Here is a 22,892-nt window from a genome sequence, read left to right on the forward strand (position 1 = left end):
CTCCTGTCGGGCGCCTCGATGCTGCCCCGCAAGGAAGTCAGAGGAGTTCCATGGGAAGCAACACACGTAAACGCCGTACGCCGCTGGCTGTGAAGGTCACCGCAGCATCGGCGGCCCTAGCGCTCGGTGGGGGCGGGCTGATCTGGGCGAACTTCTACGCCTCCGCGCACGAGGCGAACAACGGTGGCAAGTGGGGAGGCAACTCGACCAAGGCCGCCGCCGCCCAGGTGGCGACCATCTCCTGCCCCGATGTCGGCCAGAAGCTCACCAACGTGCCGAACCAGGCCCGCAAGGACGTGGACGGCGAACTGGCCAACCTGGACCGCCAGATCACCGAGGCGTACCAGCGCCTGGCGACCACGCGCGACGCCCAGACGCGCGACGCGAGCTTCGTGCAGAACACGATCCTCCAGCCGCTCAAGGAGCGCCGCCAGAACATCCTGGACCGGATCAAGCTGGAGATCACCCGCGTGGGCGGCACCGCCCCCGGTGACCTGGACACGCTCGCCAACTGCACCGGCACGCCCGCCAGCCAGACCACCCCCGGTGGCCAGAACGGCGGCCAGCAGCAGGGCGGCCAGAACAACGGCGGTCAGCAGAACCAGGGCGGCCAGCAGCAGGGTGGCCAGGACCAGAACGGCCAGCAGGGCGGCCAGAACAACGGCGGCCAGCAGCAGGGCGACGCGGGCCAGGGCAACATCGGCGGCCAGGCCGGCAACGGTCCCGTCGCGGCCGACTTCGTGGACATCACCAAGGTCCAGCCGAACGTGAAGGCCAAGCCGCGCAACAACCGCAACGCCTCGCGGGGCACCTTCACCACGCGCTGCGGTGTCAACGCCAACAAGAACCACAACACCGACAACGTGATCGTGGCGCCCGGCGTGAAGAACGGCGCGCACCACCTGCACGACTACGTCGGCAACCAGAAGATCGACGCCTTCGCCAGCAACGACACGTTCCTGCAGGGCGGCAGCAGCTGCCAGAACAAGAACGACCTGTCGTCGTACTACTGGCCGGTCGTCCGCGTCCAGGACGGGTCGCAGGACTTCGACCAGAACAGCGACGGCGGCGGCAAGGAAGGCAACGTCGGCAAGATCCTGACGCCGGTCCAGGCGCAGATCAAGTACGTCGGCAGCCCCACCGGCAAGGTCGTCGCGATGCCGCAGTTCCTGCGGATCATCACCGGTGACGCCAAGACCACCACCAACGGTCTGGCCAACGCCAACGCCCACTGGAGCTGCACCGGGTTCGAGAACAAGGTCCAGCTGACGGAGCAGTACCCGATCTGCCCGCAGGGCAGCAAGGTCGTGCGCACGTTCGCCTTCCAGAGCTGCTGGGACGGGCAGAACACCGACAGCGCCAACCACCGCACCCACGTGGCCTTCGCCGACGCCAACGGCAACTGCCAGAACGGCTTCAAGGCGATCCCGCAGCTGACGATGCGCCTGGTGTACAACATCACGCCGCCCACGCTGGCCAACGGCCAGCTGAAGAACGCGTACGCCGTGGACGGTTTCCCGGAGCAGCTGCACAAGGCCGCGACGGACCACGACGACTTCATCAGCATCACCCAGGGCAATCTCGCCAACAAGATCGCCAACTGCGTCAACCGCGGTCAGAACTGCTCGTGATCCCCTGATCCCCCCACCCGGGGAACACGAGTAAAGGCCGGTGACGGGCCCCACCCCGTCACCGGCCTTCGCCGTGTCCGTCGCTCTTCGGTGTTTCAGCCGGTGTGCGCGTGGTGGTCGGTGCCCACCTCGACGTCGCCGCCGAGCGTCCCGCGCAGCGCCTTGACCGTACCGTCCCCGCCGACGGCCACCCACTTGCGGCCGACGAGGTAGAAACCGCCGTAGTCCTTCGCGTCGTTGATCCACTCGCGCTGGCCGCGGTCGGTGGCGAAGGTGGCCAGGACGAACTTGCCGTCCTTGTTCTTGCACAGCGCCTGGCGGATCTCGTCGGCGTCGGTCTGCATGTCCGGGGTGCACTTGACCTCGGCGGCCAGGCTCTCCAGGCTGCCGGTCGCCGTCACCGGCACCTTCTGCTGCTGCTCCCCGGCCCCGCAGCCCGCCAGCGCCAGTACGGCCATCGCGGTACCCGTCACGGCGAGCGCCGCCCTCGTCACCTTCATCTGCCCTGCTCCTCCGGTCCTGGTACGCCGCACGGGGCCCCGGCGCGGGGGCCCGCACCGACGGATACGGCTGTGGGCGGCGGACCGCTCAAATCCGGTGCGAAAGCGGATCACTTGTGCGAGGGTGGCGCGGTGAACAAGGACTGGGAAGATCGCGTGAACACCCTCTGGGCCGGCTTCGCGGACCGCCCCGAGGAGGAGGCGGCCGCCTTCCGCGCCGAAATAGCCGCGCTGACCGCCGAGTTGCCCGAGGGCAGCCCGCTGGGCCCCTTCGAGGAGGCGTGCGCCTGGGACTCCACCGGCCACTCCGACAAGGCGGTGCCGCTCTACCGGGAGGCCCTGGAGCGGGGGTTGCGCGAGGTGAGCCCGTACCGGGGCCGCCGGACCGCGATCCAGCTCGCCAGCTCGCTGCGCAACACCGGCCACCCGGAGGAGGGCGTACGCCTGCTCACCCCCGAACTCGACTCGCACTCGGACGAGTTGGACGACGCCGTACGGGCCTGCCTCGCGCTGTGCCTGTCCAGCCTGGGCCGGGACCGCGAGGGACTCTCGCTCGTGCTCGGCGCGCTCGCCCCTCATCTGCCGCGCTACCAGCGGTCGATGGGGAACTACGCGCGGGCGCTGGTGCCGTAGTCACCCACCCGGCGGTAACCCGCGGGCGTTTCGCTCGTTCTCCCCGATGTGCAGTCACAGGATGTAGCCCAGCGTCACGCAGCCGCCCACGGGGCCCGGGGGCCCGCCGCCGATGTCGAGCAGGCCGAGGCCGCGCTCGTCGAGCACTATCCGCGGCTGGTCCGGCTCGCCTATCTGATGCTGCCGCCCGGACTCGGCCGTGGGCGGCGCGTGCTGACCGCCCACGCGCTGGCCCAGCGGGCCCTGCCCACCGGGCGCAAGCAGCGCTCCCTCATCCCGGCGCAGGCGTCCGGGCGGGACGGCGACCCGGCGTACGGATTCGTGCGGGAGCGGGTGCTGCGCTCCGCCCTTGAGGCGTGCCGGCCGCGCAAGGGCCTGCCCAAGCGCTCCCAGCTGCCCGCGCTGCTGCCCCGGGCGTGGGGGCTCAGGCTCTTCCCGCGCTCCGGCGGTGCCGACGAACTCGCCCTGGAGCAGCGGCTGTCCGCGCTGTCGGCCCCGGCCCGCGCCGCCTATGTGCTGCGCGGTCTGGAGGGTCTGGCGGACGACGAGGTGCGCAAGATCCTCAAGTCCGCCGGGGTGACCCGGGTGGAGTCGGCGCTGTCCGAGGCGAGCGGCGTCCCGGCGCGGTACGGGCTGCTGTCCTCACCGGAGTTCGACGCCTGCTCGCTTCAGGCGCGCCCCACCGATCTGATGCGCCGCCGCCAGCACACCAAGGCGGCGCTCGCGGCGGGCGCCGCGCTCCTGGTGTGCTGCGCGCTGGTGGCGATGCCCGGCGGCGGCTGGGGCCCCGAGGGCGCCGCCGCGCCGTCGTACGCGTCCAACCCCGCCGCCGAGGCCGCCCTGGACCCGGCCAGGCTCACCCGGGTGACGCCGGCCGTCTGGAAGACCTCGGCGCGCACCGACTTCTCGGTGTGGCCCGCGCGCGGCCCGCTCACCGGCGACAAGGACCTGCTGCGCCGCGCGCTGGCGGTCTGGGCCCGCCCCGGCGCCACCGTGCGCGTCTCGGCGACCCCGGGCACCCAGACCGGCGGCCCGGCCGGACCGCCCCAACTGCTGTACGCGGGGCAGGTGGACGCGGCCCGGGTGGTGATCCTCTACGACGGTCTGCGCATCGCCCGCTACGCCGAGCCGGTGGACGGCACCGAGGGCGCCGCCCTCGACTTCGCCCGGGTGGACGGCGCGGGCCGGGCCGAGGCGAGCGCGCTGGTGCTCGGCCGCGCGGACGGCAACGTCCGTTATCTGACGGCTCCTTGGGTGAAGAAGGCCGCCGAACGCGACCTGACCAAGCCGGAGTCGGCGCCCCACGCGCTCACCCTCACCGACGGGGTGACCTCCCCGCTGGCCAGCCCTGTGCTGCGCACCGGCAGTTGCACCTCGTGGAGTGTGCTCCAGCTGACCGACGGCACCGGCGCCCGGCTCGCCACCGACCTCGGCGAGCTGGTCCCCGCGCACCTGACCGCGGGACGGCCGGGCGCGTCCGAGGAGGCGTCCGGCGCCGAAGGGCTGCGCGACTGGGCGCCGTTCGCCTGCTCGCTGGGCGCCGAGCGCTCGGCCGGCATCCGCGAGGTGAACGCGTGGGCGTACGCCGAGCAGGCGCTGCCGGACGCGGGCGGCGACGGCACCTGGGTGTGCACCCGGGCGGAGACCTGGCGCGGCGACGGCACGGCGGCCCTCGCCCAGTTCCGTACGCCGGGCGGGTCGGCCGGGGCGGTCGTGGCGAAGGCGACGGACACCACGGCGTGCGGTCCGCGTGATCCGCGGGTGCTGGCCGGTGTGCTGTGGAAGTCCGGTACGGGCGCCTGGTATCTGCTCGCGGCGGGCAGCGAGGACGTGGCGTCGGTCCGCGCGACCGGCGGAGTCAAGGCCGAGGGCACCGGGCGGCTGCTGGCGGCTCCCGCCGAACGCGGTGCGCAGGCCGACCTCAAGGGCACGCTGACGAGCGGGCGGGAGATCAACGGGCTCGGATGAGCACGCTTGCTGACGCAGAAGTCAACAAGCCCTGCCCGAGGGGTTCTCAGGCGGCCCGCGCCTCAGTACATTGACGCCATGTCTAACAAGCAGGCCGGGCCGGTGGAGTCCGAGCGCATCGCGCTCAAGGCCCGCAACGTGTCCTTCTCCTGGGCGGACACCCCGCTGCACTGGGTGCCCGGCGACCCGTTCACCACGCACACCATCAACGTGCTGCATCTGCTGCTGCCCGCCGGCGAGCGCTGGTTCGTGCACGTCTACAAGCAGGCGCTGCCGCTGATCAAGGACGACCGGCTGCGCGAGGACGTCATCGGGTTCATCGGGCAGGAGGCGATGCACTCCCAGGCCCATGACGGGGTGCTGCCGCACTTGCGCGAGCAGGGGCTCGACCCGACGCCGTACACCGCGCAGGTGGACTGGTTCTTCGAGAAGCTGCTCGGGGACCGCACGCTGCCCCCGGGACGGGCCCGGCGCTGGTGGCTCCTCGAACGCGTCGCGCTGATCGCGGCCATCGAGCACTACACCGCGTTCCTCGGCGACTGGGTGCTCAACGCGGCCGAGCTGGACCGGCGGGGCGCCGACCCGACCATGCTGGACCTGCTGCGCTGGCACGGCGCGGAGGAGGTCGAGCACCGCTCGGTCGCCTTCGACCTCTTCGTCCATGTGGACGGCGACTACCGGCGCCGGGTGCGCACCTGGGCGCTGTCCTTCGCGGTGCTGATGTTCCTGTGGCAGCGCGGGGCCCGCTTCTTCATGGAGAACGACCCGACCCTGGTGGACGCCAAGGCGTCCTTCGCGGAGTTCTACCGCAGCGGCCGCCGGGGCACGCTGCCCGCCACCGGCGCCCTGCTGAAGTCCATCCCGCGCTACCTCAGCCGCGCCTACCACCCCTCCCAGGAGTGCTCCACCGCGCAGGCGGCCGCCTACCTGGCCTCCTCCCCCGCCGCCCTGGCCGCCGAACAGCACGAGAAGGAGGCGTCGTGACACCGAGGCCCCGCACGCTGCTGCTGCTCGCGGGCGGTGCCGCCGCCCTGCTGACCCGGCGGGCGCTGCGCCGCCGGGTGAGGAACTCTCCGCTGTGGCCGCTGCCGGCACTCGACCCGCCGATCTCGGGGCAGCCGCGCGCCCGGACGCTGCGGCTGCTGCTCACCGCCCACGAGGAGGTCGCCGAGGGCGTGGTGCGGCTGCGTCTGGAGGGCGAGGGGCTGCCGTCCTGGGAGCCGGGCGCGCATCTGGACCTGGTGCTGCCCTCGGGACTGGTCCGGCAGTACTCGCTGTGCGGCGACCCGGCGGACCCGGCCTCGTACACCGTGGCGACGCGGCTGGTCACGGACGGGCGGGGCGGTTCGCGCGAGGTGCACGAGCAGCTGGCCGAGGGGATGGAGCTGGAGGTGCGCGGGCCGCGCAACCGCTTCCCGCTGGTCGAGGCGCCCGCGTACGTCTTCGTCGCGGGCGGGATCGGCATCACCCCGGTGCTGCCGATGCTGCGGGCGCTCCCGGAGGGCGCCGCGTGGCGGCTGCTGTACTGCGGGCGGTCGCGGGACTCGATGCCGTTCCTCGCGGAGGTGGAGAAGCTGGCGGGCGACCGGCTGACCCTGGTCGCGGAGGACGAGGACGGCCGCCCGGACCTGGCCGCGCTGTTCGCGGACACGGCACCCGGTACGGCGGTCTACTGCTGCGGCCCGGAGGGGCTGATGGACGCGGTGGCCGAGCGGCTGCCCGAGGGTGCCACGCTGCACCTGGAGCGGTTCGCGCCGCGTACGACGGCAGGGGGCGACAGCGCCTTCGAGGTCGAACTGCGGCGCAGCGGAAGGACGGTGGCCGTCCCGCCCGGCTCCAGTGTGCTGGCGGCCGTACGGCGTGAGCTGCCGGACACCGTGTTCTCCTGCGAGCAGGGTTTCTGCGGGACCTGCCAGCAGCGGGTGCTGGAGGGCGAGGTGGACCACCGCGACGAGCTGCTGACCGACGCGGAGCGCGGGGACTCGATGCTGATCTGTGTGTCCCGGTCCAGAAGTGAGCGTCTGGTGCTCGACATGTGACGGACCTGCGCACCTCGATGCGGAACCGGATCATCCAACTGCCGGTTCCGATCGGTAAGGTGGGTGCATGAGCACCGGGGTTCGCCGCAGGATGGGCGTCGAGGAGCGACGGCAACAGTTGATCAAGGTCGCGCTCGATCTGTTCAGCCGCCGTTCGCCCGACGAGGTCTCCATCGACGAGATAGCGTCGGCGGCGGGCATCTCCCGCCCGCTGGTCTACCACTACTTCCCCGGCAAACTCAGCCTGTACGAGGCCGCGTTGAAGCGTGCCTCGGAGGATCTGGCCGGGCGGTTCGTGGAGCCCCTCGAAGGCCCGCTGGGGCTGCGGCTGCTGCGGGTGATGCGCCGCTTCTTCGACTTCGTGGACGAACACGGCCCCGGTTTCTCCGCGTTGATGCGCGGCGGCCCGGCGGTCGGCTCCTCGGCGACCAACGCGCTGATCGACTCGGTGCGGCAGGCCGCCTACGAGCAGATCCTCAGGCACCTCGGCATCGAGGACGTCGAGGCGGCTCCCCCGCGGCTTGAGCTGGTGGTGCGTTCGTGGATCTCGCTGGCCGAGTCCACCGCGCTGATCTGGCTGGACGGCCGGCGGGTGCCGCGCGCCGAGCTGGAGGTCCAGCTCGTGGACGACTTCGGGGCGCTGGCCGCCGTGAGCGCGTCGCGGGACGCGGAGATGGCCGCGCTGGTGCGGTCCCTGGTCAAGGACGAGCCGGCCGACGGTCCCTTCGCGGAACTCGCCGGCCGGCTCATCTCCCTGGCGTCCTGAACGCCCGTCCGTTTACCGGGTGAAGACGGCCACGGTCCGCGCCGGGACACTGAAGGTGCCCGAACCGGCCTTGTAGGCAGCCGACTTCACCACCTGGTCCGCCCCGGCAGCCTGCACCGGGTGCAGCCGGTAGTGCTTGCCCGCGAGGGCGCCCACCTTCTGCTCCTGGCGCTCGGGCGTGGCGTTGAACACCACGACCAGGTCACCGAGTTCCATGGTGATCACGCCGGGGGTCTCGCCCTTGCCGGAGAGCGGGAAGGCGAGCCCGTGCTGCACCTGGTCCGCCGTCGCGAGCGAGAACGCGGACTCGGTGGTGCGGATGCGCAGCAGATCGCGGTACGCGGCCGAGGTCCCCGTGATCTGCGGGCAGCCGACCTTGACCTTGGTCAACAGCGGCGTCGCGAACGGCCACTTGGGCTTGTTGTCGGCCGCCGGGGGCAGACCGCGGCCGAAGCCGTTGCCGTCGGCACAGTTCCAGTGGATGGCGTTGAACCAGTCGCCGCTGTCGAAGGAGTTGCGGTCGAGCGACTTCGAGCGCAGCAGGTCGGTGCCCGCCTGTGAGAGTGCCGGGCCCTGCGAGAGGGCGGCGGTGGCCATCGCGAGGACCTGCATCCTGGCCCGGTCCGACGCGCTGGTCCCGGCGGGCAGCTTGTAGGCGAGGGCGTCGAACAGCGACTCGTTGTCGTGGGCGTCCACATAGGCGAGGGCGTCGCCGGGTGCGGCCGCGTAGCCGGCGGGCGCGCCGTTGTAGTCGACCTCGGCTCCGGTGACCGCCTTGCCGTCGGTGTCGGTGAAGCGGTACTTGGCCAGGTTGCCGCTCAGGCCCACCTTGATGAGGTCCTGGTAGTGCAGCAGCCGGGCCTTCTGCTCGGCCGGAGTGCCGTTCTCCTTCGAGGAGTTGGGGTCGGTGTAGAGGCCGGAGGCGAAGCCCTGGACGCCCGGGTCGTCGTCGAAGGGGCTGCCGCCGCGCACCGCGTCACGGGCGCGGTCGGAGAAGGTGGCGATGCCGGTGCCGGCCATGTTCTTCTGCGTGGCCTGCGTGAAGCGCGCGTCGTCCGCGACCTCCCCGAAGTTCCAGCCCTCGCCGTAGAGGATGATCTTCTTGCCGTCGACGCCGTCCTTGGCGAGGGTCAGCCCGTCCAGCGCCTTGCGCACGGCGAGGATGTTGGCCTTCGGGTGGTGGCCCATGAGGTCGAAGCGGAAGCCGTCGACCTTGTACTCCTTGGCCCAGGTGACGATCGAGTCCACGACGAGCTTGCCCATCATGGCGTTCTCGGTCGCGGTGTTGGCGCAGCAGGTGGAGTTGGCCACGCTGCCGTCCGCGAGGAGCCGCTGGTAGTAGCCGGGCACGACCTTGTCGAGCACCGAGGTGTCGGCCTGGCCGCTGGCGGCGGTGTGGTTGTAGACGACGTCCATGACGACGCGCAGGCCGTCCTGGTTGAGCCCCTGCACCATCTTCCGGAACTGCACGGTGCGCCCGGTGCCGTCGGGGTCGGTGGCGTACGAGCCCTCGGGGACCGTGTAGTGGTACGGGTCGTACCCCCAGTTGTAGGCGTCCTTCGCGGCGGTCTTCGCCACGCACTCCTGCTGCTTGTCGGAGTCGGCCGGGTAGGAGGCCAGATCGCAGTCCGGAGTGGCCTGGTCGGCCTTCTTCTCGGGGATGGTGGCGATGTCGAACGCGGGCAGCAGATGCACATAGGACGTGCCCGCCTTCGCCAGCGCGCGCAGGTGCTTCGAGCCGTCGCTGTTCTTGTCGGTGAAGGCCAGGTAGGTGCCCCGGTCACCGGCGGGCACGGTCTTGTCGGCCACCGAGAAGTCCCGGATGTGCAGCTCCTGGATCTGCGCGTCCCTGAGCGGCACGGCCTTGGGCTTGGTCAGCCCCGTCCAGCCCTTGGGGGCGAGCGAGCGGTCGGCCAGGTCGACGACGAGGCTGCGCTCGGAGTTCGCGGTCAGGGCGACCGAGTAGGGGTCGGTGACCTTGTTCGTGACGATCTTGCGGACGCTGGGCGCCCACACCTTGACCACGTACCGGTAGGCCTTGCCCTTCCAGGACGCGGGCCCGGTGACGGACCAGACGCCGGTGGCGTCGTCGCGGTGCATGGCCTTGAGCGAGCCGTCCAGCTCCAGGGCGACGCTCTGGGCCGTCGGCGCCCACACGGAGAGCGTGGGCCTGCCGTCGTGGAAGACGGGACCGAGCTTCGCCTTGGTGGCGCCCGGGTACAGGTCGTCCAGCGCGCCGGCGATCTGCACGCCGGTCGCGGCCAGCACGGCGCCGTTGGCGGCGCGCTGGGAGGCCACGAGCTGGCCGGTCAGCGCCTCGCGCACCCGGCTGCGGTCGCGCGGGTCGACGGACCAGGCGGTGTAGTCCTTGAGGTACGGGAACTTCGCCTTCTGGGCGTCGGTGAGGCTCGTCTTGGTCAGCCGCAGCCAGCGCTCGTCGTCGCTGGTCAGGGCGGAGTCCTTGACGGCGATGGAGCCGTCGTGGGAGGCGAGCAGCTGGGTGGAGGCGGCGCCGTCCACGCCGTTCCAGGCGACGGTGTCCCGGTCGATCCAGACCGCCTTGGCGGTGGTCAGGTCGAGCGCGGCCGCGCTGCCCTTGGGCTGCGGGAGCAGATAGGTCTCCTGGCCGTTCAACAGCCACACCTCGTGGCCGCTGGCGGTGAGGTCCAGGGACTGGTCGGTGGGCAGATCCTTGTCGTCGCCCTTGTGGATGATGTAGCTGAGGCTGGTGGCACCCTCGGTGAGCGGCACCTCGTAGACCGCGCCATAGGCGTCAGTCTTCACCGGCTGCAGGGGCTTCGACCAGTCGGTGGGGCTGGCGGCACCCGTCCAGACGTGCAGGCCCCAGCCGTCGTAGTTCCCGTCGGCGCGGTGGTAGTGCAGGACCGCCTTGCCCTTGTCCTGGGCGGGCTGGTCGGGGTTCTCGGTGAGGACCTCGGGCTTGCCCTGCTCCAGCCAGACCTCACCCGTCTTGGTGACGTCGATGGACCGGTCGGCGGAGACGTCCTTGTCGCCGTCCTTGTCGACGACCAGGAAGCCCACGTTCGAGGCGCCCGGCTTCAGCTTGACCCAGGCGAAGGCGCCGTAGGCGTCGCGTCCGGTGAAGGGGTGCCCGGCGGGCCAGGTGGTGGACTCGCCGTCGGCGAGGTCACCCCAGGCGTACAGACCCCAGTCGGCGTAGTCGCCGTCGGCGCGCTTGTAGTGGACGACCGCGTAGTCCCGCGAGGAGGCCGAGGGCGTCTCGGGCGCGGCCGGGGTGCCGGTGGTGGAGGCGGCCTGGGCGCTCGCGGTGCGGCCGGCGGAGTCGATCACGACCGCCTTGTAGCGCAGCGCGGTACCGGCCGGGACCTTCTTGCCGATGCTCTGGGTCACCTTGTACGGCGCGTGATCGGCCGAACCCAAGGTCTTCCAGGGGCCGTTGCCGACCTGGGCGGCGAAGACGACGCGGTTCAGCTGCCCGCCGTCGACATCGGCGCCGATCTCCACCGTGCCGGTGGCTCCGGCGGCCGGGGCGGTCAGGGTGATCGACGGCTTGGCGGCGGGCTTGCCGAGGGGGGCGGCGGCCTGGTAGACGACCGCCGACTCGGCCGGGACGGTCACCGTGATCTTGCGGTCGGCGTCCGTCTTCACCGTGCCGTGGGCGCCGTAGCGGCCCTGGTACGTCATACGGGCCGAACCGGTCGCGAAGGACGCGGACTTGGCCTCGCCGGCGTTGTTGACGGCGACGACGTACTCGGCGCCGGTGCGCGCGTCCGTGCGGGTGAAGGCGTAGATCCCGGCGCCGTCGGCCGCGTAGCGCTCGGTCTGCACGCCGTCGGTGAGGGCCGGGTTGGCCTTGCGGAGCTTCGCGAGGGCGGCGATGTCCCGGTAGAGCGGGGCCTTGGTGTCGTAGGCGTCGCTCGCGTGGGTGCGGGCGGTGCCGATCTCGTCGTCGTCCAGGTAGTCGGCGACCTTGGAGGCGAACATGGTCTGGCGGGCGTCCTTGTCGCCGCCGGAGCCGGTGAAGCCCTGCTCGTCGCCGTAGTAGACGACCGGGTTGCCGCGGCTGAGGAACATCAGCTCATTGGCCAGCTTGTCCTTGCGCAGGATCTCGGCGTCGGTGGCCTTCGGGTTGTCCTGCTTGAGGAAGTACCCGATGCGGCCCATGTCGTGGTTGCCGAGGAAGGTGACCTGCTCGTAGGCGTTGGCCTTGTCGGTCGTGTACTTGTAGTCGTCCCCGAAGACGCCCGCCAGCTTCTTCGCGCTCGCGCCCTGGGAGGCGTAGGCGCGGGCCGCGTCCTGGAAGGGGAAGTCGAGGGTGGCGTCCAGCCGGCCCTGGGTGACGTACGGGGAGGTCACCGAGGTGTCGGCGGAGTAGACCTCGCCGAACATGAAGAAGTTCTTCCGGCCGTGCGCGGCGGCGTACGTGTCGAGCGCGGTCGCCCACTGGGTCCAGAACGGCATGTCGACGTGCTTGACCGTGTCGATGCGGAAGCCGTCGACGGCGAAGTCCTTGACCCAGCGCTGGTAGATCTTCTCCATGCCGGTGACGACCTCGGGACGCTCGGTCCACAGGTCGTCCAGGCCGCCGAAGTCGCCGTACTCGGCGGACTCGCCCGCGAAGGTGGAGTCGCCCCGGTTGTGGTACATCGCCGGGTCGTTGAGCCAGGCCGGGACCTTGCTCTTACCGGTGACGACGGGGGTGCGCGGGAAGGACGAGGTGTCCACGGCCGGGAACCCGCTTCGGCCGTCCGCGTAGTCGGAGTCGTCGAAGGGGCGGCCGTCCTTCGTCAGGTACGGGAAGGCGCCCTTGGAGAGGTAGTCGTGCGACTTCTCCTTGTAGTCCACGACGTCGGCGGTGTGGTTGGTGATGACGTCGAAGAAGACCTTCATGCCCTTGCCGTGGGCCTTGGCTATGAGGTTCTTCAGGTCGGCGTTGGTGCCGAAGTGCGGGTCGACCTGGGTGAAGTCGGTGATCCAGTAACCGTGGTAGCCCGCCGAGGCGTCGGCGCCGGTGCCCTGCACGGGGCGGTTCTTGAAGATGGGGGCGAGCCAGATGGCGGTGGTGCCCAGGCCCTTGATGTAGTCGAGGCGGTGGGTGAGGCCCTTGAGGTCGCCGCCCTGGTAGAAGCCCTTGTCGGTGGGGTCGTAGCCGGTGCTCATGCGCGAACCGGTCAGGCCACCGCGGTCGTTGCCCTTGTCGCCATTGGCGAAACGATCCGGCATGACGAAGTAGAACTGTTCGCGGGTGTCGTCGTGCCGGGCCGGCTGCGCGGCCAGGGCCGCGTCCGACGGGGGCGCGGGCGGGGCGTCCGCGTGCGCCGCCAGCGGCGGTACGAGGGCGGCGGCGAGGGCCACGGCGACGACGGCCGCCGCTCTCCTCCGGAAGGGGGTGCGGCGCGACCGGCGCGCCTGCCAACTCGGTCTCACGGGCACAGACTCCTTGCGCTCACGGCTCGTTCGGGTCCGGCCCCTGGACACGGCTTCGTTGCCGGACGCCGCGTGACCGTACCGCCGCCGCAAGCCTTGCTGCAAGACTCTTGAAACCCGAAGAAAGAAATTTCATCGCTGAACGAAGGACGAACCGCCCGTATACGACGGGCGGTTCACCGATGAAGCGTTCAACGGACCTTCGCGGCCATCTGCGTTCAGCAGCTGGACTTGCCCGCGTACAGCGCGAGCGCGGTGTTGGCCCCGAGCGTGGCCGTGAACTGGCCGCTCGAATTGACCGTCACGCTCGTGTTGTTCTGCACGTTGCAGTACGTGCCCGCCGCGAGCGAGGTCTGGTAGGTGCGGGTCAGCGACGAGGTCTCGTGGTTGATGGCCACATACCCCTTGGTGCCGCGTCCGAAGGCGATGGCGTCGTTGCCGTTGTCCCACCAGTTGGAGACCGCCTGGCCGCGCGTGGCGTTGCGGAAGGCGACCATGGACTTGATCTCCGGCCAGGCGTGCTGGCACTTCCAGCCGTCCTGCCAACAGGCGTTGACCTTGCCGTTGTTGGGCGGTCCCGCGTCCACGTCGGACCACTCGTAACCGGAGTTGATGTCCGGCGCGCCGTACGGATAGGCCAGCATGAAGACGTTGGCCAGCGTGTAGTTGGCGCCGTCCTTGTAGTTGAGGGTGCTGCCGTTGCGCTCGGTGTCGTGGTTGTCGACGAAGACACCGGCGACCGAGCTGCTCATGTACCCCCAGCCCTCACCGAAGTTCTTCAGATAGGCGAGGTTCTCGTTGTTGAAGACCCGCTTGAGGTCGTAGGCGTAGCGGAACTCCTGGACGTCGCCGTTGCCGGTGTACTCGGTGGGCTGGACGGGCTCGCCCGCGCCGTAGATGACCTCCTGTTTCCAGTACACGGACGGGTTGGTCAGGCGGGACTTGATGTTGGCCAGGTCGGCCGCGTCGATGTGCTTGGCCGCGTCGATGCGGAAGCCGTCGACGCCGAGGGAGAGCAGGTCGTTCATGTACCCGGCGATGGCCTTGCGGACGTAGTCCTCGCCGGTGTCCAGGTCGGCCAGGCCGACGAGTTCGCAGTGCTGGACGTTCCAGCGGTCCTGGTAGTTGCTGACCTCGGAGGTGCAGTCGTCGAAGTCCGGCGGGGAGTACAGGCCGGGGTAGTTGTACTTCGTGTACGACGAGCCGCCGGTGCCGGTGCCGCTGCCCGCCGACATGTGGTTGATCACGGTGTCGGTGACGACCTTGAGGCCGGCCGAGTGACACGTGTCGACCATGTTCTTGAAGGCGGTGCGGTCACCGAGGCGGCCCGCGATCTTGTAGGAGACGGGCTGGTAGGAGGTCCACCACTGCGAGCCCTGTATGTGCTCGGCGGGCGGGGAGACCTGGACGTAGCCGTAGCCGGCGGGGCCGAGGGTGGTGGTGCACTCGCGGGCGACCGAGGCGTAGTTCCACTCGAAGAGGACGGCGGTGACGTCCTTGGTGCCGGGCGGGGAGGCCTGTGCGGTAGTCGGGTTCATGCCAAGCGACATGCCGAGTGAGACCGCTGCCGCGAGGGCGAACGCCGTGGGGAGGGTTCTGCGTCGTGCCATGTGGGGGTTTCCTTCGTCGTTGAAGGCTTGAAGGCGCTTGCTGAAACATTTCAGCAAACTTGCGGTGACGCAGATGTTAAGGGCCCGCCGCCTGAAAAGGCAGCGGGCCGGGGGAAGTTGCTTCAGATTTTTACGACCGCCGGCCGCGCGCCGGACCCCGGGTGAGCAGGGCGGCCGCCGCGAGGATCAGCGTCACCGCGACCAGCGCGCCCACGGTCGGGTTGATCCACGACGGGATGGTGGAGATGCCGCCGCCCCCGTCGAGGCGGCAGACGAAGCGCAGGGGCACGAAGCCCGTCTCGTAGCCGACGACCCCGGCCGCCCGCTCCGCCCCGCCCGCCTCCGCACACGCCTCGCGCAGATAGTGGGCGTCGTCGGACGGCATGTACAGCAGGCCCCACAGGTACACGAGGACGGCCGCGCAGCCCCCCAGGGCGATTCCGGCCCGGAACGGCAGCCTGCCGGGCGGCAGTTGGTCCCGGCGCGCGACGCAGGAGCACAGGTAGCCGATCAGGGAGACGACGAGCACCAGCCCGATCATCAAGACGAAGAGGAGGGCGATCCCCCCGATGCCGACGCCCGCCGTGGATGCCCGGGCGGCGTCGGGCGTGCCGTGGCTCATCGCTTCATCCCGCTGTCCTCCTCGGAGATGTGGTGGAAGGTGCCCTTCTTACGCACGCGGGCCCGCCGCTCCCGGTTCCGGGAACGGCGGGCCCGCGTGGCGGTGCGGCGGCCGACGGGTGTCAGGCGGTCGTCCACCACACCGTGGTGTCGGCCGGGAGCGTCGCCTCCGTGCCGGCCACGGTGACCTCGCCGCTGGCGAGCAGCACCCGGCCGTGCGCGGGCACGGTCACCGGGGCGTCCGTGGTGTTGGCGACGCACACGAACTCCCCGCGCCGGAAGGCCAGTACGCCCTCCGGGGCGGTCAGCCACTCCAGCGACTCGCCCGCGCCGAGCGAAGGCTGCTCGCGGCGCGCGGTGAGCGCGGCGCGGTACAGCTCCAGCGTCGAGTCCGGGTCGCCGGTCTGCGCCTCCACGCTCAGCTCGCCCCAGCTCCCCGGCTGCGGCAGCCAGCTGCCGCCCGCGCCGAAGCCGTACGACGAACCCTCGCGGGTCCACGGGATCGGCACCCGGCAGCCGTCGCGGAAGCCGTCCTGGCCCTCACCCCGGAAGTAGGCGGGGTCCTGGCGCACCTCGTCGGGCAGGTCCACCACGTCGGGCAGGCCCAGTTCCTCGCCCTGGTAGAGGTAGGCCGAGCCGGGCAGGGCCAGCATCAGCAGGGTGGCGGCGCGGGCGCGGCGCAGGCCCAGCTCGCGGTCGCCCTCGGTGCGGATCTGGGTGCCGAGGCCGGGCGGGTTGGCGAAGCGGGTGGCGTGCCGGGTCACGTCGTGGTTGGAGAGCACCCAGGTGGCCGGGGCGCCGACCGGGCGCATCGCGTCCAGGGTGCGGTCGATGACCACGCGCAGCTCGTCGGCGTCCCAAGCGGTGCTCAGGTACTGGAAGTTGAACGCCTGGTGCAGCTCGTCGGGGCGCACGTAGTGCGCGGTGCGCTCGACGGTGGGAGTCCACGCCTCCGCGACGAAGATCCTTTCGCCCGCGTACTCGTCGAGGACCGTGCGCCACTGGCGGTAGATCTCGTGCACGCCGTCCTGGTCGAAGAACGGCATCACGTCGTTGCCCAGCAGCTTCAGCTGGTCGTGGTCGCCGAGGTCCGGCAGGCCCTCGGCCTTGACCAGCCCGTGCGCCACGTCGATGCGGAAGCCGTCCACGCCCATGTCCAGCCAGAAGCGCAGGATGGAGCGGAACTCGTCGCCGACCGCCGGGTGTTCCCAGTTGAAGTCGGGCTGCTCGGGCGCGAAGAGGTGCAGATACCACTCGCCGGGCGTGCCGTCGGGCTCGGTGACCCGGGTCCAGGCGGGGCCGCCGAAGATGGACTCCCAGTCGTTGGGCGGGAGTTCGCCCTTCTTCCCCTTGCCGGGGCGGAAGTGGTAGCGCTCGCGCAGCGGCGAGCCGGGGCCCTCGGCGAGCGCCCGCTTGAACCACTCGTGCTGGTCGGAGGAGTGGTTGGGCACGAGGTCCACGATGATGCGCAGGCCGAGCCCGTGCGCGTCGCGGATCAGCGCGTCGGCGTCGAGCAGGTTGCCGAACATCGGGTCCACCGCGCGGTAGTCGGCCACGTCGTAGCCGGCGTCGGCCTGCGGGGAGGCGTAGAACGGGCTGAGCCAGACGGCGTCCACGCCGAGGTCGCGCAGGTACGGGAGGCGGGCGCGTACGCCCTCCAGGTCGCCCATGCCGTCGCCGTTGCTGTCGGCGAAGCTGCGCGGGTAAACCTGGTAGATCACCGCGCCGCGCCACCAGTCGCGGTGCGGGGCGACGGTGGCGACGGCGGTTTCGTCGGCCGGGGCTGCGAGATGCTGCTGGCTCATGGCGTCCTTGGTGCGTGACGAGGTTGGTTCGAGAGCAGGGGGGCGGGCGTCAGCCCTTGGTGCCGCCCGCGGTGAGGCCGGTGACCAGGTTCTTCTGCACGAGGTAGAAGAACACGGACACGGGTATCGCGATCAGCACGGCGGTGGCGGCCATGTAGTTCCACTGCGCGTCGTGCTCGCTGACGAAGGTCTGCAGGCCCACGGCGAAGGTGTACTTGGAGTCGTCCAGCATGAAGGTCGTCGCGAAGGCGACCTCGCTGACCGCCGTGATGAAGTTGTAGAAGGCGGCGACGGCGAGACCCGGCCGGGCCAGCGGCAGGATCAGCCGGAAGAAGGTGCCGAACGGGGTGAGCCCATCCACCCGGCCCGCCTCGTCGATCTCGAAGGGGATGGTGTCGAAGTACCCCTTGAGCAGCCAGGCGCTGTACGGCACGGCGGTGGTGCAGTTGATGAGGATCAGCGCCCAGTAGGTGTCGATCAGGCCCAGCTCGCCGAAGATGTCGTACATCGGCACGATCAGGATGGCGATCGGGAACGCCTGGGTGAGCAGCAGGACCCACATCAGCTGCTTGTAGCCGGGAAAGCGCATCCGGGAGACGGCGTAGCCGGTGGTGGCGGCGACGAAGACGCCGATGACGGTGGTGCCGAGCGCCACGATGAGCGTGGACTTGAACCAGTCGAAGAAGCCGCTGTGCTGGAGCACGTAGGCGTAGTTGGAGAAGTCCGCGGTGCTCAGGATCTTGCGGGGGTGGAGATAGGCGTCCTTGTCCGGGCCGAGGGACAGGAAGAACAGCCAGGCCACCGGGGCGAGCGCGATGAGGCTCGCGAGGATCAGCCCGGCGTGCAGCAGGGCGCTGCCGAGGAGGCCGCGCTCGCCGCGCCGGCGGACCGCGGGGGCGGCCGGGGCGGCGGCGGGCGTGCTGTTCCCGGACTTCTCGACGAGGGTCGTGGTGCTCATGGCGGCGGCTCCTGCGGCGTCAGACGGCGAGCTGGTCATTGCGCTTCAGCCAGCGGAAGTAGAAGGAGGTGAAGACGGTGAGGATCGACAGCAGCAGCACGCCGTAGGCGGCGGACTGGGCGAAGTCGCGCGGCTGCTGTCCGAAGCCGAGCTGGTAGGCCCAGGTCACGAGGATCTGGGCGTCCGGCGCGGAGGTCTTGCCGAACAGCAGGAAGATGATCACGAACTGGTTGAAGGTCCAGATCACACCGAGCAGGATCACGGTGGAGCTGACCGAGCGCAGTCCGGGCAGGGTGACGTGCCGGAAGCGCTGCCAGGCGGTCGCGCCGTCCATCTCGGCGGCCTCGTAGAGGGTGGAGTCGATGGACTGGAGCCCGCCGAGGAGCGAGATCATCATGAACGGCACACCGCACCAGGTGTTGACCATGATGGCGGCGAACCGCTGCCAGAAGGAGTCCTCCAGCCACTCGGGCTGGGGCAGATGGAGCGCGCCGAGGACCTGGTTGAGGACACCGCCGTCGGCGAGCATGATCCGCCAGGAGAAGACGGTGACGAAGGTCGGCACGGCCCAGGGCAGCACCAGGAGCACCCGGTAGAAGGTGCGGCCGCGCAGCTTCTGGTCGAGCATCATCGCGAGGCCGAGCCCGATGAGGTAGTGCAGGGCCACACAGGCGACGGTCCACACGACGGTCCACACGAAGTGCGACCAGAACCGGTCGTAGGCGGTCGGCCCGAACAGGATGTCCTTGTAGTTGTCGAGCCCGATGAACTTGTACGTGGCGTCGATGTGGTTGACGCCGATCGTGCGCGCCGAGTTGAGGCTGTTGGCGTCGGTGAGGGTGAGGTAGACACCCCGCACCAGCGGATAGCCCACCAGGACGCCGAGGACGACGACCACCGGGGCGATCATCGCGTAGGCGTACCAGTACCGCTGGTAGCCGTTCTTCAGGCGCTGCGCCAGCCCGGGACGGGGCGCGCGCTCACCTCGGCGTTCGCCGGTCGCGCGGTCGATGGCGACTGTCATGGTTCGACACCTTCTGGAAAGTTCGGGTTACGGGCCGGGACGCGCGGGGCGCCGTCCGGTGACCGCCGGACCCTCCCCATCCCCCACGGCGGGAAGGGTCCGGCGGTCACGCGGGCTCACTTGCCGAAGCCGGGAACCAGCTTGGCGATGGCCACTTCGGCGTTGCCGAGGCCCTTGTCCAGCGACTCCTTGCCACCGGCGACCTTGGGCAGCTCGGTGTCCAGCGGGCCCCACAGGGAGCTGTACTCCGGCAGCGCCGGGCGCGGCTGGGCGGCGGAGAGGACGCCCTGGTAGCCGGCGATGCCCGGGTCGGCCTTGACCTGGTCGGTGTAGGCGTCGGTGCGGGTCGGCAGCGTGGAGTTCTTCAGCGCGATGGTCTCCTGCGACTTGGCCGAGGTCATGAAGTTCACGAACTTCAGGGCCGCCTTCTGGTGGGCCTTGTCGGAGCCGGCGTAGACCGAGAGGTTGTGGCCGCCGGTCGGGGCGCCCGCCTTGCCGGTGGAGCCGGCCGGGACGGTGGCGATGCCGAGGTTGGCCTTGTCCTTGAACGCCGAGCCCTTGTAGAAGTTGGTGATCTCCCAGGGGCCCTGGACGATCGCGGCGACCTTGCCGTTGACGAACGCGTCCTGGATGTGGGCGTAGGCGTCGGCGGTGGCGTCGGCCTTGTGCAGGCCCTTGCCCTTGAACAGGCCGAGCCAGGTGCCGTACGCCTTCTTCGCCGGGGCGGAGTCCACGGTGATCTTCTTGGCGGCGGCGTCGACGGTGTCGGTGCCCTCGCCGTAGAGGAAGCACTGCGCGTAGTAGGCCTGGGTGGAGCCCCAGTAACCGTCCACGCCCGTCTTGGACTTGATCGTGGCGGCGGCCTTCTTCAGGTCGTCCCAGGTCTTGGGCGCCTCGGTGATGCCGGCCTTCTTGAACAGGGCCTTGTTGTAGACGAGCGCGAGGGTGTCGGTGACCAGCGGCACGCCGTAGGTCTTGCCCTCGTACTGGGCCTGCTTGATCAGGTTCGGCTCGAACTTGGCCTGGTCGGCCAGGGCCTCGGTGCCGTCCAGCGGCAGCAGGTAGCTCTTCTTGGCGAACGTGGGGGTCCAGCCGACCTCGGAGCGCAGGACGTCCGGGGCTCCCTGGGAGCCGGCCGCGGTGTCGAACTTGTTCTGCGCCTGGTCGAAGGGCACGTTGACGTACTTGACCTTGATGCCCTTGTTGGCGGCCTCGAACTGCTTGATGAGGGCCTTGTAGGTCGGCGCCTCGTTCGTGGCGTTGGAGGTGTCCCACCAGGTGACGGTCACCGGGCCGCTGGACTTGCTGTCGCTGTCGCTCCCGCCGCACGCCGTCGCCGTGAGGGCGAGGGACGCCACGAGCGCGGAGGCCGCTATGCCACGCCGCATGATTCTCCTTGAGGGTGAAAGCCCGAGTTTGCAGGAGCGGCCCCGTCTGCCGCCGCCTGCGACTTGCCGACTGCGCCATTGCCGCGGCCGGGCGACTGGGAACGTAACAGCGATGCAATCCTGGCGAAAGACCTTGCAGAAAAAAAGTGCAAGAACGCCGTGGGGTTACCGTGTCGTGACCTGCGCCAGACCTTGTCGAAATACTGGCCTTCCGCCGGTAGGAGGGTTGACGGACACTTGTGCAAGACTCTGCAAGCTCTTGCCGCAGGGTGTCGCCGCCGGGATCATCCCCTTGCGGCCGCGCGCCGGGGAGACCTCCCGGCGGGCAGAGCGATGACATTCCTAGAGGGACGAGGAGCGCGATGACGCGGCAATCCACGGCGGGCCGTTCGGCAAGCCGTGCACGACGTCCCGCCGGTGCACAGGGCAAGGCGCGGCCGGTACAGTCCGGTGGCGTGACCACACGGCTTGCCGACATCGCAGCGCAGGCGGGGGTGAGCGAGGCGACCGTCAGCCGTGTCCTCAACGGCAAGCCGGGCGTCGCGTCCGCCACCCGCCAGTCCGTGCTCGCCGCGCTGGACGTGCTCGGCTACGAGCGCCCGGTACGGCTGCGGCGGCGCAGCGAGGGCCTGGTGGGCCTGATCATCCCCGAGCTGGAGAACCCGATCTTCCCGGCGCTCGCGCAGGTCATCGGGCAGGCGCTGACCGGTCAGGGCTACACCCCGGTGCTGGCCACCCAGACCCCCGGGGGCTCCACCGAGGACGAGCTGACCGAGATGCTGGTGGACCGGGGGGTGGCCGGCATCATCTACGTCTCCGGGCTGCACGCCGACACCACCGCCGACATGCAGCGCTACGAGCGGCTGCGGGCGCAGGGCGTGCCCTTCGTCCTGGTGGACGGCTTCTCGCCCAAGGTGCAGGCGCCGTTCATCTCCCCCGACGACCGGGCCGCGACGACCCTCGCGGTGACCCACCTCGCCTCGCTGGGCCACACCCGGATCGGGCTCGCGCTCGGGCCGAAGCGGTTCGTGCCGGTGCAGCGCAAGATCGAGGGCTTCGTGCGCGCGATGCAGGAGCAGCTCGGGCTCGACGCGACGACGGTGACGACCGAGCTGGTGCAGCACTCGCTGTACACCCTGGAGGGCGGCCAGGCCGCCGCCACCGCGCTGATCGGGCGCGACTGCACGGCGATCGTCTGCGCGAGCGACATGATGGCGCTCGGCGCGATACGCGCGGCCCGGCAGCTCGGCCTGGAGGTCCCCCGGGACGTCTCCGTGGTGGGCTTCGACGACTCCCCGCTGATCGCGTTCACCGACCCGCCGCTGACCACCGTCCGCAAGCCGGTCCCCGCGATGGGACAGGCCGCGGTGCGCACGCTCCTGGAGGAGATCGGCGGGACGCCCGCTCCGCACAGCGAGTTCGTGTTCATGCCGGAGCTGGTGGTGCGCGGCTCGACGGCGTCGGCGCCGGGGCGTGGCAACCAGGAGCGCGGGCACTAGCACAAGGGGGCTCCACGCGCAGAACATGCGTGCTGGAACCCGCCTTGGGATGATCAGTCAGGCACGCTTTGTCTGGCAGACTCGGTGGCTATGAGTGACTCGACCGTGACAGGCCCGGAAGGTCGCGAGAAGGTGACCGTTCCGCGGACCGTCACGGGCGAGCGCGGCAAGAGCGTGCGGGAGCGGCTGCGCGGCCGTCCCGGGCGGCCCCGGCTGTGGTTCGAGATCCTGCTGACGGGCGTGAGTTACTGGGTCTACTCCCTGATCCGCAACGCGGTCCCGGAGCAGAAGGCGGACGCGCTGCGCAACGCCGACGGGATCTGGCGCCTGGAGCACCATCTCGGCATCGCGGTGGAGGTGTCGGTCAACCACGCCGCCGACGCGGTGACTTGGCTGATCATCGCCATGAACTACTACTACGCCACCTTGCACTTCGTCATCACGATCGCCGTGCTGGTGTGGCTCTACCGCTGGCATCCCGGGCGCTACGGCGCCGCCAGACTCGTCCTGTTCGCGACCACGGGCGTGGCCCTGCTCGGCTACTACCTGTTCCCGCTCGCCCCGCCCCGCCTGATGCGCGGCGGCCACTTCATCGACACCGTCATGGTCCACCAGACGTGGGGCTCGATGGCCTCCGGCGACCTCAAGCACATGTCCAACCAGTACGCCGCGATGCCGTCCATGCACATCGGCTGGTCCCTGTGGTGCGGGCTGACGGTCTTCACCCTGGCCTCGGTGCCGTGGGTCCGCGTCCTGGCCCTCCTCTACCCGGCGGCCACCCTGGTGGTCATCGTCGCCACCGCCAACCACTTCTGGCTGGACGCGGTGGGCGGGGCGGCGTGCCTGGCCTTCGGGTTCGCGGTGGCGTGGCTCTGGTACGGGCGGCTGCCGGGGGCGCTGCCGCGGGGGGTGGACGACGGGGTGGACTCCCGGATGGACTCCCGGGTGGAGGGGGTGGACGGCGGGGTGGAACCGGCGCCGGGCGCGGGGACGAAGTCCGGGACGGGGTCCGGGACCGGGACCGAGACCGGTTCCCGGTGA

At 70.5% G+C, this 22,892-nt stretch carries 16 protein-coding genes; 8 read left to right on the top strand and 8 right to left on the bottom strand.

The features are described from left to right. Positions 1-50 precede the first annotated feature (50 nt). Positions 51-1,631 (top strand): DUF1996 domain-containing protein, encoded by a 1,581-nt coding sequence (locus AB0898_RS19165; protein ID WP_366804125.1) that lies wholly within the window; start codon positions 51-53, stop codon positions 1,629-1,631. 95 nt (positions 1,632-1,726) lie between these two features. Here AB0898_RS19165 and AB0898_RS19170 read toward each other — a convergent pair whose 3' ends face one another. Continuing rightward, on the bottom strand, positions 1,727-2,131 hold the full coding sequence (locus tag AB0898_RS19170; protein WP_366804126.1) for a hypothetical protein: 405 nt from the start codon (positions 2,129-2,131) through the stop codon (positions 1,727-1,729). A gap of 132 nt (positions 2,132-2,263) precedes the next feature. Between AB0898_RS19170 and AB0898_RS19175 the strand changes: the two genes are divergently transcribed. The 5 genes from AB0898_RS19175 (at position 2,264) to AB0898_RS19195 (ending at position 7,537) form a co-directional block, all read left to right on the top strand. Then, positions 2,264-2,764 (top strand): tetratricopeptide repeat protein, encoded by a 501-nt coding sequence (locus tag AB0898_RS19175; RefSeq protein WP_366804127.1) that lies wholly within the window; start codon positions 2,264-2,266, stop codon positions 2,762-2,764. A gap of 48 nt (positions 2,765-2,812) precedes the next feature. Beyond that, entirely contained in the window at positions 2,813-4,732 is a 1,920-nt protein-coding gene (locus tag AB0898_RS19180) for a hypothetical protein (protein ID WP_366804128.1), read from the top strand. A 78-nt stretch (positions 4,733-4,810) separates the two neighbouring features. Next, complete coding sequence (locus AB0898_RS19185; protein ID WP_366804129.1) at positions 4,811-5,716, top strand: metal-dependent hydrolase; 906 nt, start codon at positions 4,811-4,813, stop codon at positions 5,714-5,716. Then, positions 5,713-6,771, top strand: coding sequence for a PDR/VanB family oxidoreductase (locus tag AB0898_RS19190; protein ID WP_366804130.1), 1,059 nt, complete (start codon positions 5,713-5,715; stop codon positions 6,769-6,771). Before AB0898_RS19185 ends, AB0898_RS19190 begins: the two co-directional genes overlap by 4 nt. A gap of 67 nt (positions 6,772-6,838) precedes the next feature. Continuing rightward, the gene (locus AB0898_RS19195; RefSeq protein WP_366804131.1) at positions 6,839-7,537 is read left to right on the top strand and encodes a TetR/AcrR family transcriptional regulator; all 699 of its coding nucleotides are present in this window, start codon (positions 6,839-6,841) and stop codon (positions 7,535-7,537) included. A gap of 12 nt (positions 7,538-7,549) precedes the next feature. Here the strand turns inward: AB0898_RS19195 and pulA are convergent, their stop codons facing one another. The 7 genes from pulA to AB0898_RS19230 form a co-directional block, all read right to left on the bottom strand. Then, positions 7,550-12,946, bottom strand: a complete 5,397-nt coding sequence (gene pulA, locus AB0898_RS19200; protein ID WP_366804132.1) for a pullulanase-type alpha-1,6-glucosidase — start codon at positions 12,944-12,946, stop codon at positions 7,550-7,552. A gap of 218 nt (positions 12,947-13,164) precedes the next feature. Beyond that, positions 13,165-14,556, bottom strand: a complete 1,392-nt coding sequence (locus tag AB0898_RS19205; protein ID WP_366804133.1) for an alpha-amylase family protein — start codon at positions 14,554-14,556, stop codon at positions 13,165-13,167. 130 nt (positions 14,557-14,686) lie between these two features. Beyond that, on the bottom strand, positions 14,687-15,178 hold the full coding sequence (locus AB0898_RS19210) for a hypothetical protein (RefSeq protein WP_366804134.1): 492 nt from the start codon (positions 15,176-15,178) through the stop codon (positions 14,687-14,689). Positions 15,179-15,299: 121 nt separating this feature from the next. Further along, positions 15,300-16,982 carry a glycoside hydrolase family 13 protein gene (locus tag AB0898_RS19215; RefSeq protein ID WP_366804135.1) on the bottom strand — a complete coding sequence of 561 codons (1,683 nt, stop codon included), beginning with the start codon at positions 16,980-16,982 and terminating at the stop codon, positions 15,300-15,302. A gap of 49 nt (positions 16,983-17,031) precedes the next feature. Continuing rightward, on the bottom strand, positions 17,032-17,940 hold the full coding sequence (locus AB0898_RS19220) for an ABC transporter permease subunit (RefSeq protein ID WP_366804136.1): 909 nt from the start codon (positions 17,938-17,940) through the stop codon (positions 17,032-17,034). Positions 17,941-17,959: 19 nt separating this feature from the next. Then, complete coding sequence (locus tag AB0898_RS19225) at positions 17,960-18,964, bottom strand: sugar ABC transporter permease (RefSeq protein WP_366804137.1); 1,005 nt, start codon at positions 18,962-18,964, stop codon at positions 17,960-17,962. A 116-nt stretch (positions 18,965-19,080) separates the two neighbouring features. Continuing rightward, positions 19,081-20,352 (bottom strand): extracellular solute-binding protein, encoded by a 1,272-nt coding sequence (locus tag AB0898_RS19230; RefSeq protein ID WP_366804138.1) that lies wholly within the window; start codon positions 20,350-20,352, stop codon positions 19,081-19,083. 455 nt (positions 20,353-20,807) lie between these two features. Between AB0898_RS19230 and AB0898_RS19235 the strand changes: the two genes are divergently transcribed. Next, positions 20,808-21,851 (top strand): LacI family DNA-binding transcriptional regulator, encoded by a 1,044-nt coding sequence (locus AB0898_RS19235; RefSeq protein WP_366804139.1) that lies wholly within the window; start codon positions 20,808-20,810, stop codon positions 21,849-21,851. Between the two features lie 90 nt (positions 21,852-21,941). After that, on the top strand, positions 21,942-22,892 hold the full coding sequence (locus AB0898_RS19240) for a phosphatase PAP2 family protein (RefSeq protein ID WP_366804140.1): 951 nt from the start codon (positions 21,942-21,944) through the stop codon (positions 22,890-22,892).

Origin of the sequence: Streptomyces sp. NPDC005435 (assembly GCF_040703155.1) — a bacterium.
Taxonomy (GTDB): Bacteria; Actinomycetota; Actinomycetes; order Streptomycetales; family Streptomycetaceae; genus Streptomyces.

Excerpts from the sequence above, each read along its gene's own strand:
- AB0898_RS19165 (WP_366804125.1), top strand. The coding sequence starts at position 51 with ATGGGAAGCAACACACGTAAACGCCGTACGCCGCTGGCTGTGAAGGTC.
- AB0898_RS19170 (WP_366804126.1), bottom strand. The coding sequence starts at position 2,131 with ATGAAGGTGACGAGGGCGGCGCTCGCCGTGACGGGTACCGCGATGGCC.
- AB0898_RS19185 (WP_366804129.1), top strand. The coding sequence starts at position 4,811 with ATGTCTAACAAGCAGGCCGGGCCGGTGGAGTCCGAGCGCATCGCGCTC.
- AB0898_RS19195 (WP_366804131.1), top strand. The coding sequence starts at position 6,839 with ATGAGCACCGGGGTTCGCCGCAGGATGGGCGTCGAGGAGCGACGGCAA.
- AB0898_RS19205 (WP_366804133.1), bottom strand. The coding sequence starts at position 14,556 with ATGGCACGACGCAGAACCCTCCCCACGGCGTTCGCCCTCGCGGCAGCG.
- AB0898_RS19210 (WP_366804134.1), bottom strand. The coding sequence starts at position 15,178 with ATGAGCCACGGCACGCCCGACGCCGCCCGGGCATCCACGGCGGGCGTC.
- AB0898_RS19215 (WP_366804135.1), bottom strand. The coding sequence starts at position 16,982 with ATGAGCCAGCAGCATCTCGCAGCCCCGGCCGACGAAACCGCCGTCGCC.
- AB0898_RS19220 (WP_366804136.1), bottom strand. The coding sequence starts at position 17,940 with ATGAGCACCACGACCCTCGTCGAGAAGTCCGGGAACAGCACGCCCGCC.
- AB0898_RS19225 (WP_366804137.1), bottom strand. The coding sequence starts at position 18,964 with ATGACAGTCGCCATCGACCGCGCGACCGGCGAACGCCGAGGTGAGCGC.
- AB0898_RS19230 (WP_366804138.1), bottom strand. The coding sequence starts at position 20,352 with ATGCGGCGTGGCATAGCGGCCTCCGCGCTCGTGGCGTCCCTCGCCCTC.
- AB0898_RS19240 (WP_366804140.1), top strand. The coding sequence starts at position 21,942 with ATGAGTGACTCGACCGTGACAGGCCCGGAAGGTCGCGAGAAGGTGACC.